At 69.3% G+C, this 12,927-nt stretch carries 12 protein-coding genes and 1 tRNA gene; 3 read left to right on the top strand and 10 right to left on the bottom strand.

What is annotated here, in order from left to right; all coding sequences use genetic code 11:
* Positions 1-45: 45 nt before the first annotated feature.
* The 7 genes from thrB to OL358_RS11065 all read right to left on the bottom strand — a co-directional run bounded on the left by thrB (position 46) and on the right by OL358_RS11065 (position 8,320).
* Positions 46-990, bottom strand: a complete 945-nt coding sequence (gene thrB / locus OL358_RS11095) for a homoserine kinase (RefSeq protein WP_264710028.1) — start codon at positions 988-990, stop codon at positions 46-48.
* Complete coding sequence (thrC, locus tag OL358_RS11090) at positions 987-2,075, bottom strand: threonine synthase (RefSeq protein WP_264710027.1); 1,089 nt, start codon at positions 2,073-2,075, stop codon at positions 987-989. The genes thrB and thrC overlap by 4 nt, the downstream gene beginning before the upstream one ends.
* A 1-nt stretch (position 2,076) precedes the next feature.
* Positions 2,077-3,390 (bottom strand): homoserine dehydrogenase, encoded by a 1,314-nt coding sequence (locus OL358_RS11085; RefSeq protein ID WP_264710026.1) that lies wholly within the window; start codon positions 3,388-3,390, stop codon positions 2,077-2,079.
* Positions 3,387-4,817, bottom strand: coding sequence for a diaminopimelate decarboxylase (gene lysA / locus OL358_RS11080; protein WP_413631510.1), 1,431 nt, complete (start codon positions 4,815-4,817; stop codon positions 3,387-3,389). The genes OL358_RS11085 and lysA overlap by 4 nt, the downstream gene beginning before the upstream one ends.
* A 140-nt stretch (positions 4,818-4,957) precedes the next feature.
* Positions 4,958-5,770 (bottom strand): DUF2993 domain-containing protein, encoded by an 813-nt coding sequence (locus OL358_RS11075; protein WP_264710024.1) that lies wholly within the window; start codon positions 5,768-5,770, stop codon positions 4,958-4,960.
* Between the two features lie 2 nt (positions 5,771-5,772).
* Positions 5,773-7,437: an arginine--tRNA ligase gene (argS, locus tag OL358_RS11070; RefSeq protein WP_264710023.1), complete on the bottom strand. Its 1,665-nt coding sequence runs from the start codon at positions 7,435-7,437 to the stop codon at positions 5,773-5,775.
* A 40-nt stretch (positions 7,438-7,477) separates the two neighbouring features.
* Positions 7,478-8,320 (bottom strand): transglutaminase-like domain-containing protein, encoded by an 843-nt coding sequence (locus OL358_RS11065; RefSeq protein WP_264710022.1) that lies wholly within the window; start codon positions 8,318-8,320, stop codon positions 7,478-7,480.
* Positions 8,321-8,503: 183 nt separating this feature from the next.
* On the opposite strand from OL358_RS11065, the gene OL358_RS11060 reads away from it, so the two are divergent.
* Both OL358_RS11060 and OL358_RS11055 read left to right on the top strand, forming a co-directional pair.
* Positions 8,504-9,316 carry an SGNH/GDSL hydrolase family protein gene (locus OL358_RS11060; protein WP_264710021.1) on the top strand — a complete coding sequence of 271 codons (813 nt, stop codon included), beginning with the start codon at positions 8,504-8,506 and terminating at the stop codon, positions 9,314-9,316.
* A 44-nt stretch (positions 9,317-9,360) separates the two neighbouring features.
* Positions 9,361-9,433: transfer RNA gene (locus OL358_RS11055), tRNA-Arg, on the top strand.
* Between the two features lie 222 nt (positions 9,434-9,655).
* On the opposite strand, the gene OL358_RS11050 is transcribed toward OL358_RS11055, so the two are convergent.
* Both OL358_RS11050 and OL358_RS11045 read right to left on the bottom strand, forming a co-directional pair.
* A complete protein-coding gene (locus tag OL358_RS11050; RefSeq protein ID WP_264710020.1) occupies positions 9,656-9,949 on the bottom strand; it encodes a hypothetical protein in 294 nt (97 codons plus the stop codon).
* Entirely contained in the window at positions 9,946-10,479 is a 534-nt protein-coding gene (locus OL358_RS11045; RefSeq protein ID WP_264710019.1) for a tyrosine-type recombinase/integrase, read from the bottom strand. Before OL358_RS11045 ends, OL358_RS11050 begins: the two co-directional genes overlap by 4 nt.
* A gap of 740 nt (positions 10,480-11,219) precedes the next feature.
* Between OL358_RS11045 and OL358_RS11040 the strand changes: the two genes are divergently transcribed.
* Complete coding sequence (locus OL358_RS11040) at positions 11,220-12,158, top strand: NaeI family type II restriction endonuclease (RefSeq protein WP_264710018.1); 939 nt, start codon at positions 11,220-11,222, stop codon at positions 12,156-12,158.
* Positions 12,159-12,222: 64 nt separating this feature from the next.
* Here the strand turns inward: OL358_RS11040 and OL358_RS11035 are convergent, their stop codons facing one another.
* Entirely contained in the window at positions 12,223-12,834 is a 612-nt protein-coding gene (locus OL358_RS11035) for a DUF3883 domain-containing protein (protein ID WP_264710017.1), read from the bottom strand.
* Positions 12,835-12,927 lie beyond the last annotated feature (93 nt).

Here is a 12,927-nt window from a genome sequence, read left to right as displayed (position 1 = left end):
GGTCGTGCGGGGTTCGCAGATTGCGACGGAGGCCAGATTCACGACTTACGTGGAACCCTCCGCGTACTCCTTCACTGTACCACCCTTGAAGTCGACGGCGAGCATGAGCGACTCCCACGGGGTGTCGGCAGACTCCTCGGCGAGGGCCGCGGCCTCGAGCCGGCGGCCCGGCCCGTCGGCGAGCACGAGCACGCTCGGACCCGCACCCGACACCACCGCGGCGAAGCCCTGCGCGCGCAGCATCCGCACGAGTTTGTCGGTCTCGGGCATGGCACTGGCCCGGTAGTTCTGGTGCAGCTTGTCCTCGGTCGCCGCCTGCAGCAGCTCGGGGCTCTGCGTGAGCGCGGCGATGAGGAGCGCCGACCGCGACACGTTGAACACGGCGTCCTCGCGCGGCACCTGCAGCGGCTGCAGGCTGCGCGCGACCTTGGTCGACATCGTGAACTCGGGCACGAACACCAGCGGCGAGACGCCGCGGTGCACGAGCAGCTTCTTGTGCTGCGGACCGCTCTCGTCGACCCACGCGATCGTCAGGCCGCCGAACAGCGCCGGCGCGACGTTGTCGGGGTGTCCCTCGAGCTCGGTCGCCAGGCGCAGGAGCGTGTCGTCCGAGAGCGTCACGTCCGGCTCGAGCAGTCCCTTCGCCGCGAGCAGGCCCGAGACGACGGCCGCACCGGACGAACCGAGACCGCGGCCGTGCGGAATGACGTTGTGGGCGCGGAGCCGCAGGCCCGGCATCCGTCGTCCCACGGACTCGTACGCGTAGGCGATCGCGCGCACGACGAGGTGCGAGGCGTCGCGCGGCACGTCTTCGGCGCCGGCTCCGCTGACCTCGATCTCGAGCTCGCCCTCGGGCAGCGCCGTGACGTCGAGCTCGTCGTACACGCTGAGCGCGAGGCCGAGCGTGTCGAAGCCCGGTCCGAGGTTGGCGCTGGTCGCGGGGACCCGCACCACGACCCGACGCCCCACCGGGGCGGCGGCTGCGTTCACGCGGTCGCCCCCACGGGCGAGAGCTGCAGGACGGATGCCACTTCCGACGTCGTCGCGTCGACCACCGTGGGCTCCACCTGGCTGCCGTCGGCGTTGCGCAGAGCCCACTGGGGGTCCTTGAGCCCGTGACCGGTGACCGTCAGCACGACGCGCGCGCCCTTCGGCACGACGCCGGCCTCGACGCGGTCGAGGAGTCCCGCGACGCTGATCGCCGACGCGGGCTCGACGAAGATGCCGACCTCGCCGGAGAGGAGCTTCTGGGCGGCGAGGATGCGCGCGTCGTCGATCGCGCCGAAGTAGCCGTCGGTCGCCTGGCGCGCCTCGAGGGCGAGCTCCCACGACGCGGGGTTGCCGATGCGGATCGCGCTGGCCACCGTCTCGGGGTTGCGCACGACCTCGCCGCGCACGAGCGGTGCCGAGCCTTCGGCCTGGAACCCGAACATGCGGGGAACGCGGGTCGAGACGCCGGACTCGGCCTCTTCGCGGTAGCCGCGCGTGTAGGCGGTGTAGTTGCCCGCATTGCCGACCGGGATGAAGTGGAAGTCCGGAGCGTCGCCGAGCTGCTCGACGACCTCGTAGGCGGCCGTCTTCTGGCCGTCGATGCGGTCGGGGTTGACCGAGTTGACCAGGTGCACGGGGTAATGCTCGGCGAGCTCGCGCGCGATCTCGAGGCAGTCGTCGAAGTTGCCGCGGATCTGGATGAGCTGACCGTTGTGGGCGACGGCCTGGCTGAGCTTGCCCATCGCGATCTTGCCCTCGGGCACCAGCACCGCCGCGGTGATGCCGGCGTGCGCCGCGTACGCGGCGGCCGAGGCCGACGTGTTGCCGGTCGACGCGCAGATCACGGCCTTCGCGCCGTGATCAATCGCGCGCGAGACGGCGACCGTCATTCCGCGGTCCTTGAAGGAGCCGGTGGGGTTCATGCCCTCGAACTTCACCCACACATCGGTGCCGGTGAGGCGCGACAGCGCCGGGGCCGGCAGGAGGGGCGTTCCGCCCTCTCCGAGGGTGACGACGGTCGAGGCGTCGGTGACGCCCAGACGATCCGCATATTCGCGCAGGACTCCGCGCCAGACGTGTGCCATGTCAGTCTCCTTCCACACGCAGGACCGAGACGACGCGCTCGACGACGCCGCTCGCGGCGAGACGGTCGACCGTCTCGCTGAGGTCCTGCTCCAAAGCCTTGTGAGTGCCGATGACCAGGCGCGCGGCGGCCGGCCCGTCGCCCTCGGCGTCGATCACCGTCTGCTCGACGGTCGCGATCGAGACGCGTCCGTCGCTGAGGGTGCCGGCGACGGTCGCGAGCACGCCCGGCTTGTCGTCGACCTCGAGGGTGATCTGGTACCGGGTCGTGACGCGCCCGATGGGCACGACCGGCAGGTTCGCGAGGGTCGACTCGCCGACCCCGACGCCGCCGGCGATGTGGCGGCGGGCGGCCGAGACGACGTCGCCCAGCACGGCCGACGCGGTCTGCACGCCGCCGGCGCCGGCGCCGTAGAACATGAGGTTGCCCGCGGCCTCGGCCTGCACGAAGACGGCGTTGTTCGCACCGTGCACGCTCGCGAGCGGGTGGGCGCGGTCCACGAGGGCCGGGTACACGCGCACCGAGATCGTCTCGCCCGAGTCGCCGGCGAGGCGCTCGCACACGGCGAGCAGCTTGATGACGTAGCCGGCGTGGCGGGCGGCATCCATCATCGACTTGTCGATCGCCGTGATGCCCTCGCGGTGCACCGCGTCGAGCGGCACTGTCGTGTGGAAGGCGAGGCTCGCGAGGATCGCCGCCTTCTGCGCGGCGTCGTAGCCCTCGACGTCGGCCGTCGGGTCGGCCTCGGCGTACCCGAGACGCTGGGCGTCGGCGAGGACGTCCGAGAACTCGGCGCCCTCGGTGTCCATGCGGTCGAGGATGTAGTTCGTCGTGCCGTTGACGATGCCCATGATGCGCTGCACGCGGTCGCCCGCGAGCGAGTCGCGCAGCGGGCGGATGATCGGGATGGCGCCCGCGGCCGCGGCCTCGTAGTAGACCTCCGCGCCCACCTGGTCGGCGGCGTCGAAGATCTCGGGGCCGTGCGTGGCGAGGAGCGCCTTGTTCGCCGTCACGACGTCGGCGCCGGAGTTGATCGCCTGGAGCAGGTAGGTGCGCGCCGGCTCGATGCCGCCGAGGAGCTCGATGACGATGTCGGCGCCCACGATGAGCGATTCGGCGTCGGTGGTGAGCAGCTCGCGGGGCAGATCGGCGTCGCGCGGGGCGTCGACGTCGCGCACGGCGATGCCGACCAGCTCGAGTCGGGCTCCGGCACGGTCGGCGAGCTCGTCGGCGTGCTTCTGCAGAAGCGAGGCGACCTGCGAGCCCACGGCGCCCGCGCCCAGCAGCGCGACGCGGAGACGGCGGTAGTCGGTCATTTCTTCCCTTCATCGGGGTGGTGAAGCCCGGCGTCGCGGGCGAGCAGATCGTCGATCGTCTCGCCGCGCACGATGACGCGGGCCTCTCCCCCGCGCAGCGCCACGACGGGCGGGCGGGGGACGTAGTTGTAGTTGCTCGCGAGCGAGAAGCAGTACGCGCCGGTCGCCGGCACCGCGAGCAGGTCGCCCGGGGTCACGTCGCCGGGCAGGTACTCGGCGTCGACGACGATGTCGCCGGACTCGCAGTGCTTGCCGACGACGCGCACGAGCGCGGGTGCGGCGTCGCTCGTGCGGGACGCGATGCGGGCAGAGAACTCCGCGCCGTACAGCGCGGGGCGCGGGTTGTCGCTCATGCCGCCGTCGACGCTCACGTAGAGGCGCTGCGCGTCGTCGCCGACCTCGACCGCCTTCGTCGTGCCGACCTCGTACAGCGTCACGCCGGCGCGGCCCACGATCGCGCGGCCGGGTTCGAACGCCAGGTTGGGGATCGGGATGCCGCGCACCTCGCACTGTCGGGCGACAGCATCCGCGATCCCGACGGCGAGCTCCTCGATGGGCGTCGGGTCGTCGACCGACGTGTAGGCGATGCCGAAGCCGCCGCCGAGGTTGAGCACGGGCAGCTCTCCGCCGGTGCGGAGCTCGGCGTGGAGCTCGACGATGCGGGCGGCGGACTCCTCGAACCCGGCGGTGCCGAAGATCTGCGAGCCGATGTGGCAGTGCAGGCCGACGAGCGCCAGCCCGGGGAGTTCGCGGATGCGGGCGGCGGCGGCGGGAGCATCCGTCAGGGTGAAGCCGAACTTCTGGTCTTCGTGAGCCGTCGCGAGGAAGTCGTGGGTCTCGGCGTGCACGCCGCTGTTGACGCGCAGCAGCACCGCCTGGGTGAGGCCGCGGCGGTCGACGATCGCCGCGAGCCGCTCGATCTCGATGAGGCTGTCGATGACGATCGAGCCGACGCCGGCCTCGACAGCGGCCTCGAGCTCGCGCACGCTCTTGTTGTTGCCGTGGAAGCCGAGCCGGGCGGGGTCCGCGCCGGCGGCCAGGGCGACGGCGAGCTCGCCGCCGGTGCACACGTCGACCGCGAGTCCCTCGTCGGTGACCCAGCGCACGACTTCGGCGCTCAGGAACGCCTTGCCCGCGTAGTAGACGCGCGCCTGCACGCCGTGGAGCGCGGCAGCGGCGCGGAAGGCCTCGAGGGTGCGGCGGGCGCGGGCGCGCACCTCGTCTTCGTCGAGCACCCACAGCGGCGTGCCGAAGCGGTCCCGCAGCGCCGTGGCCGGGATGCCGCCGAGCACGAGCACGCCCTCGTCATCACGCGTCGCCGCTTCAGGCCACACCAGGGGTGCGAGCGCGTTCGCGTCATCCGGCTCGACGAGCCAGTCCGGTGCCAGGGAGCGGGACTGCGAAGGGGCGGACACGGGTGGGACCAATCGGTTCGAGCTTCGGCGCTGAGCCGTCCGGGGCGACCGGATCGGCGCGGATGCCTCGGCCGGAGATTGCACGTGCCGAGCGTCTTTGCAGTCTAGGGCACAGCCCATGCCGAGCCCGTGATGTGTGACGCGGGCGGACCTCAGCCGCAGCTGCCGTTCGCCTGCAGCGCGGGGTCGGTCACGATGCCACCGTCGACGTCCGCCTCGGCGACGAGCGTGCCGCCCGTGACCTCGACCCCGGTGAGCGTGACGCCGGCCGGGATGTACTGGGCCAGGCACACGCTCCAGTCGCGCACGACGATGTCGGCGATCGACCCGAAGCGGTCCGACAGCGCGCCCGCGTCGATCTCGGCGCCGGCGAGCTCGAACGACGCCGGCGTGAGCACGAGGTCGCCGTCCGACACGGAGGGCGTGAGCGCCACGCCGATCGGGAACTCGAGCCCGAAGAACTGCAGCTCGGTGCTCATGGTCACGTTCGGCGCGGCGAGCCCGAGCGTGTCGGCCGGGAAGCCATCGACGGTCGACATCAGGCTGCGCAGCTGCTCCTCGTCGAGGGTGACGGTCGCGGTGGCGCCGCCCATGTCGACGCCCTGCTGGATCGGCACCTCGGTCGCCGTCACTGTGACGTCGCCCTCGAACGCGCCGACGGGCACGTCCTGCGACGACACCGTCACCTGATCGAGACTGCCCCCGAGCAGCTGCGGGATCAGCAGACCCGGCACGTCGACGTCGACCTCGTGGTCGGCGGGAAGCGACAGCTGCTTCGAGATCTCGGTCTTGACGGTGCGCTCGACGATGCCGCGGGCGACCCATTCCGCGATGAAGAACGCGGCCACGGCGAGCGCGACGACGATCACCAGTGCGACGATCCACGGCCAGGCCCGCCGGCGGCGCCGCGGCGGATCGGCGACCTGCCACTCGGGAGGAAGCTGCGCGGTGTCGCCGGCGCTCATAGCTACATCCGTTCCGGCGCGTCGACGCCGAGCAGGCCGAGGCCGTTGCGGAGCACCTGGCCGGTGGCGTCGTTGAGCCACAGGCGGGTGCGGTGCACGGACTCGACGGGACCGTCGCCGAGCGGGATCACGCGGCAGTTGTCGTACCAGCGGTGGTAGATGCCCGCGAGCTCCTCGAGGTAGCGCGCGACGCGGTGCGGCTCGCGCACCTCGGCCGCGAACGAGACGATGCGCGGGAACTCCTGCAGCACGCCGAGCAGCGCCGACTCCGTCTCGTGCGAGAGCAGCTCGGGCGCGAACTCCGAGCGGTCGACACCGGATGCCGCGGCATTGCGTCCGACGTTGTGCGTGCGGGCGTGCGCGTACTGCACGTAGAAGACGGGGTTGTCGTTCGTGCGCTTCTGCAGCACGTCGAGGTCGACGTCGAGGTTCGAATCGGTGGAGCTGCGCACGAGGGCGTAGCGCGCAGCATCCTTCCCCACGACCTCGACGAGGTCTTCGAGGGTCACCACGGTGCCCGCGCGCTTGGACATGCGCATGGGCTGGCCGTCCTTGACGAGGTTCACCATCTGGCCGATGAGGATCTGCAGGTTCACGCCCGGCTCGTCGCCGAACGCCGCGCACATCGCCATGAGGCGCTGCACGTAGCCGTGGTGGTCGGCGCCGAGCATGATGATGCAGCGGTTGAAGCCGCGCTCGCGCTTGTCGAGGTAGTAGGCGAGGTCTCCGGAGATGTACGCCGGGGTGCCGTTGGAGCGGATGACGACGCGGTCGCGGTCGTCGCCGAAGGTCGTGGAGCGCAGCCAGGTCGCGCCGTCGGCCTCGAACATGTGGCCGAGTTCGGTGAGACGCGCGACGGCGCGCTCGACGGCGCCGGACTCGTGCAGGTCGTTCTCGTGGAAGTACACGTCGAAGTCGACCCCGAAGTCGTGGAGGCTCTTCTTGATCTCCTCGAACATGAAGCCGACACCGAGCGCGCGGAACGCCTCCTGCTTGGCGTCGGGCTCGAGCGCGTCGATGTCGCCCTCGTAGGCGAGCGCGACGCGGCGCGCGATGTCGCCGATGTAGGCGCCGCCGTAGCCGTCCTCTGGCGTCGGGCGCTCCTCGTGCGCGGCGACGAGGCTGCGCGCGAAGCGGTCGATCTGCGCGCCGTGGTCGTTGAAGTAGTACTCCTTGGTCACGTGCGCGCCCTGCGCCGTGAGCATGCGGGCGAGCGAGTCGCCGACCGCGGCCCAGCGGGTGCCGCCGAGGTGGATCGGACCGGTCGGGTTCGCCGAGACGAATTCGAGGTTGATGATCTCGTCGCTGCGGGTGGTGTTGGTGCCGAAGGCGGCGCCGGCGTCGACGATGGTCTTCGCGAGGGCGCCGGCGGCTGCGGCATCCAGGCGCACGTTGATGAAGCCGGGACCGGCGACCTCGACGCTCGCGATGCCGTCGACGGCGGTGAGGCCCTCGGCGATCTCGGCGGCGAGCTCACGCGGGTTCGCGCCGACCGTCTTGGCGAGCTTGAGCGCGGCATTCGACGACCAGTCGCCGTGGTCGCGGTTCTTGGGGCGCTCGAGCGGCAGATCGGCGGCGGTGAGACCCTCGGCGGCGCCGGGTCGTCGCGCCTCGGCGAGGGGGGCGATGACGGCGAGCAGAGCAGCGGAGAGGGCTTCGGGATTCATAGCCGCACCAGTCTAGTTCGGCGTAGCTATGGGCTTCCCGTCAGGCCAGCTGCACGAGCGACGTGAAGTCGTCGTGTTCCGGATCGGATGCCGCGGGCAGCGTCTCGAGTCCGTCGAGCGGGGCGGCATCCGGCACGACCCACGCGTCGACGCGCATGCGATCGAGGCCGACGTAGCCGCCGTGGTAGCTGAGGAACGCGCAGTCTGCGGCATCCCGTCCCGTGGCGATGCGCACGAGCGAGCTGCGGTTCGCGAGCCGCGTGCCGTCGATGACGTACCAGGCGCCGTCGAGGTAGGCCTCGGCGACGGCGTGGAAGTCCATGGGCTGGAGTCCCGGCGCGAAGCAGGCGGCGTAGCGGGCGGGCATGTCCATCGCGCGCAGCAGGGCGATGACGACGTGCGCGTAGTCGCGGCACACGCCCTGGCCGGTCATGAGGGTGGTCACCGCGCTGTCGGTGCCCTGGCTGAGTCCGGGCGTGTAGGTGGTGCTCGTCGCGACGAAGTCCGACACGGCCGCGATGAGGTCGTGGCCCGAGAGACCCTTGAACTGGCGGCGGGCCTGCTGGAAGACCTCGTCGGACTGGCAGTACCGGCTCGGACGCAGGTAGGTGATGGCTTCGAGGTCGCTCGTGCGGCTGGTCGAGGTCTGGCCGTCGACGGTCGCCTCGTAGCGGACTTCGAGGCGTCCGGCCTCGCCGAGCAGGCGGTGCAGACGGCTGCCGGACTGGTCGACGATCTCGGTCGGCGTGTACACGCGGTCGCCCTGCGTGAAGGTCAGCTGCTCGCTCGCCAGGGGCACTCCCTGGGCCGCCGTGATCTGGAAGATGAGGTCGACGGACGACCCCAGATCGAGGTCGAGTTCGGCGGTCAGGACACGTTGCACCGAAGTATCTTACGCACGCGAAATGGGCGGTTCGACCGGGTGTGCAGAATGCGCGACGAAGGGGGTCCAGCGGCGAGATCTGCACCGCCGCGGACGGGTCGTGCGGCTCAGGTTCTGCGCCGTGTTTCCCTACGATTCGCGGTCGGAATCGGCGTGCGCCGATTCGTGACGTACCCTCTGTGCATGCACGCGCCCGGAGGCCTCCGCGTACGGCGTCCGTGGCTGCCGCTCGTGGGCGCTGCGCTCGCCGTCCTCGCGGTGTGCGCGCTCGGCATGTGGCGCCCGTGGGTGACCCCCTCGGCGCCGGTCGCGAGCGAGGAGGATTCCGTGGTCGCCGCCGTGGCTCCCGCGATGCTCGAACTGCCCGATCATCCGCGCGTGCTCGTGTTCGGAGACTCGTGGGTCTACGGCTCCGCCGCCACCGTCCCGACGCTCGGCTTCGCATACCGCCTGGGCGAAAACCTCGGGTGGGATGCCGTGGTCGACGGCGTGCGCGGCTCGGGGTATCTGAAGCCCGGCCTCGACGGCGGCTCGTACGGCGAGCGCGTCGCCGCCCTCGACCCTTCGCTGGATCCTGACCTGATCATCCTCGAGGGGTCGATCAACGACCGCCGGCTTCCCGCCGAGGGCTACACGGATGCTGTCACTGCGGTGTGGGACGCGCTCGCGGGGCTCTATCCCGACGCCGCGATCGTGATCCTCGGCCCCGCGCCGCAGGTGCTGCCCGTCGAGGCCGCGACCGCACGCATCGACCGGGATCTGGCGGGCCTGGCCGCCGCGCGCGGCTGGTGGTACATCTCCCCCGTCACCGACGGCTGGATCACCGAGGCCAACTACCTCGACGTCATCGACACCGGCCCGATCGGTCGCGACCACCCCTCGACCGACGGCCACGCCTACCTCGCGGAGCGCGTCGCCGAGTCTCTCGCGCGCATGGCTGCGCCCACCGACGTCGTGGCGGATGCTCCGCTCGACGAGGAGATCGTCGCCCCCTGACCCGGCGGGAGCGCCGCCCGCAGGGTGATAATCTCGACCGGTACGCCTCCGTAGCTCAGGGGATAGAGCGTTGGTTTCCGGTACCAAAGGTCGCAGGTTCGATTCCTGTCGGGGGCACAACGATGAAAGGGACCGGCCCGGAGGGCCAGTCCCTTTTGTCGTTCTGTCGCTGAAAGCAATCGAACAGCCCGCGAAGCGGGCGTGTTCGGGGGCCCCACGCGCCGAGGCTCCGCGCGCCGCGAAGCGGCGGGTGGAGAGCGCGAGGGATCCTGTCGGAGGCCGAACCATGAGGACTGGTGAGTCGGCGCGCAGCGCCGGCGTTTGACCGATTGCCTTCCGTTAGGCGTCGTCCGCGCGGGAACCGGCGTCGCTTTGCGAGTCCGCCTGCTCCCGTTCGCGACGACGAACTTCGCGCGCGATCAACGTGAATCGCGACAGGAGGAAGATTCCGATCCCGACCCAGAGAACGGCGAACCAGGGCGGCATTCCGCCCGGGATTCCTTGGGTGAAGATCATCACCGTGCCGAAAGCAACCAAGATCACGCAGCCGACCAGATTGATGATCGAGCCGACTCTGCCGTAGGCACCGTACTTGCCCAGCGGACCGAACTTTCCATGCGGGTCGATGCTCACACGCTCAGCATGAACAGACTCCGGAGCGCAGGGATCGATTGACGCTGGCGACGCGCCGCCGCTTCGCCCCATCGCAGGCCCGTGTACGCGAGAAACAGCACCAGCGTCCGGGAGTCCCCGCATTCGTCGGCGAGACGGTGGACCTGAGCGTGGGTGAGGTACCCGCGTTTGGCCTTGATACGGCGCGGCAGCTGGATGCCTTCCGCGGGGTTCCGGACGAGACGGCCATCTCTCACCGCGAAAGAGAAGACGAGCGAGAAGACGGCGTAGATGTTGCGGACGGTCTGAGGTGCGAGGTTCTTCGACAGGTCGCTGATCCAGTGCTGGATCTCGGCGTAGCCGATGTCGCTGAGACTGCGCCTCCCCCACCGCGGGATGATGTGCTTGCTCAACGCGCTCTCGTACCCCACCAGCGTCGTCGGTTTGAGCTGAGACTGACTCCTCAGCCAGTCGCGCGCCCAGGTCTCGACGGTCACCCGCGCGGGCGCTGGGTCGACGTATGAACCGCGGGCCTTCGAGAGCTCGACCATTTGGAGAAACTCTTCTGCGTCGCGCTTGGTGCGCGGAAGCCACGCTTGTCGGTCTGCGTGTGATCGGGCTTGCGATACCGCACGCGGTAGCGGCGGCCGTTCGCCGATTCGTATGCGGTGATGCTTCCCATTTCGACCTCCGCTCATGCCGGCACGCCGGTGAGTACTGGGCCAGTGTCGAACACCGGACGGGGGTCGTCAACGCGGTCGATTTCAGATGTGGAAGGATGTCGCAAGACGTCGTCAACTGGCGTTGGGACTCAGGGAGCCACCCTCCGATGCCGGAGAGTGAGGCGATCGGTCGCGATGACGCGGTGACGGCCGCGTCACCAACGGGACAAGCTAGCAAGCACGACAGGCCATCGCCACGACGGCCCATCCTCAGCCTGCGGTCGTCGACGTCAATGTCGTTCATGCTCGCTCCGCTGCGCGTGCTCCACATTGACGTCTCCCACGCTCCGGCCATGGCTGGACGACTGTCGAGCCGATGCCCGCTCCATGACCTATCAAGCAACCGCTCATTCGAGCCACCACGACGTCGTCACCCCGCTAATCGCTCATCATCGGAGCGACTGTGAAGGCCGAGCCGCATGTCGTCGCAGCAGTCGGCGCGAACGGGCGTCCATGGTTTGAAGCCGCGCCACTTGAGAAAGCGGTGAACGCGTCCCGGGTCGCGCATCGCGTGTGCCTCGAGCGAGTTGTCGCCGGGTGGAGGTAACCGGCATCGATATGCTCCTCGCGTGAGTGATGGCCTCCTAGCCCTGTTCGATCCCCCGGCCGACCCCGCTCTCGAGGATGTGGCCGAGGAGCTGCTGAAGCTCGACCCTCAGGGCGATGCCTGGGCTGCGGTCATCAGGCACACCTACGACATGATCTATAACGGGCAGGAGACTGGGCGGTATCGCTGGGATCAGTTAATGAAGACCGAGAAGACCCACTTCGGGACGGTTTTCGAAATCAACGCACAGCGCGAGTTCAAGTTCGCCGGAATCGACGAAGATCCGACCGACTACCGCATCTGCGGGCACCTTGTTGACGCGAAATGGAGCCAGACGGACGGGCGCTGGATGCTGCCCCCGGAGGTTACGGGCCATATTGCACTTGTGGCCACGGGAAGCGATGTCGATTCGGTCTGGTCACTCGGACTGGTTCGCGTTCTTCCGCGGTATCGCACCGAAAGCGCGAATCGAGACAAGAAGAGCACCCTGAACAAGGAGGGCCGCGCGGCTATCCGATGGCTCTGGCGAAACGAGCCACTGAGGCCAAACGTGCTTCTCCAGCTGGATCAGTCAGCCGTCGAGCAGATCGTTGCGCTAAAGGCGGGGACTAAGCGGACTGACCAACTGTTTCGGGTCGCTGAGGGGCGCATCGTCCATCGAAGCGCCGTGCTTACAGTCGCGCGCCAACTAGACGCCATGCGCAGACTCCGTGGGGGAAGTGGCGGTTCTCGACGGGCACTCGCACCCGACGGTCTACTTATCCTGAGCGGTGCGTATCATGCCCAGATCGCGCGGGACCTCGGAGCACCGGCTCCTCGACGGGACGAGTTCATTTCAGTTCGCGTGGTGCCATCCGCGCCCGGACAGGGCGCTTGCATCTCTGGGGGCTGGTGGCGGCTTGCCGCGCCGGGAGAACGGACAATACTGCCCGCACCCGACCTTCCAAGAGAAGCTCCTTGAGGCGATCGGGCAATTACGCGGCAAGGTTGCGGCCCGCTTGGGCATCGGAGGGCGCGACAGCCAGCTATTGGCTTAGGAGAAGCGCGTCGATCGGCGGGGCGGTGCCTGAGCGCAGTTCGTGCGCGGGCAGTGTGATCTTCATCGACTGCCACGATGCCCACAGCCCATCACGCGGTTCGGCTGCGAGAAGCGTCTCCGGCGCGATCCAACTGAGATATCGGATGGTGTCGTCCGCATTCAGGTGAACGACCTGGAGACACCAGTTGGAGTGCACGCGCATGGTATCCAGCTCGTTTCGACTGAGGAATACCTTCACAGAGTCGGCGCGGCGAGTGGCCTTGACCTCGACACGCGCTTGAGCACGCCCACCGACGATTAGGGCGACATCGAATCCAGCGGCGTCGTCAAACAAAGACACTTGCACGACCCTCGCGCTGACGTTCTCCTCCAACCAGTGGACCAGCGCAGTTTCGCCCGCTGCACCAAGCGCCCGCTGCGCAGAGTCGTCGTACTTTCGCCACACCCGGGCGATCTCGTCAAAGATCTCGCGCTCGTCCAGACCGAGCTGGTCGCCAAGAAGGGCGACATCAATTGGGAGATCTTCCGGGCCCCGGATGAGTGAATCCGCGTCCGGTAGCCAGGGTGGGCAAGTTGTTTCGATCGCAGCCTCGAGCACACGCCCTCCGGCGCTGCGGGTCCAGTCGGAGACTAACTCCCCCCGCGGGTACAAGTCGCTGGTTCTTAGCCAATCTAGAGCGAGCTCGTACTG

Source organism: Microbacterium sp. SSM24, assembly GCF_025989145.1.
In the GTDB taxonomy this organism is placed as follows: domain Bacteria; phylum Actinomycetota; class Actinomycetes; order Actinomycetales; family Microbacteriaceae; genus Microbacterium.
The sequence above is the reverse complement of the archived record's forward strand: the minus strand, read 5'-3'. Positions and strand labels throughout refer to the sequence as shown.

Bases quoted from the DNA above. Each gene is read 5' to 3' on its own strand.
- OL358_RS11085 (WP_264710026.1), bottom strand. From the start codon at position 3,390: ATGACCGACTACCGCCGTCTCCGCGTCGCGCTGCTGGGCGCGGGCGCC.
- OL358_RS11075 (WP_264710024.1), bottom strand. From the start codon at position 5,770: ATGAGCGCCGGCGACACCGCGCAGCTTCCTCCCGAGTGGCAGGTCGCC.
- thrC (WP_264710027.1), bottom strand. From the start codon at position 2,075: ATGGCACACGTCTGGCGCGGAGTCCTGCGCGAATATGCGGATCGTCTG.
- argS (WP_264710023.1), bottom strand. From the start codon at position 7,437: ATGAATCCCGAAGCCCTCTCCGCTGCTCTGCTCGCCGTCATCGCCCCC.
- OL358_RS11045 (WP_264710019.1), bottom strand. From the start codon at position 10,479: ATGGTCGAGCTCTCGAAGGCCCGCGGTTCATACGTCGACCCAGCGCCC.
- OL358_RS11060 (WP_264710021.1), top strand. From the start codon at position 8,504: ATGCACGCGCCCGGAGGCCTCCGCGTACGGCGTCCGTGGCTGCCGCTC.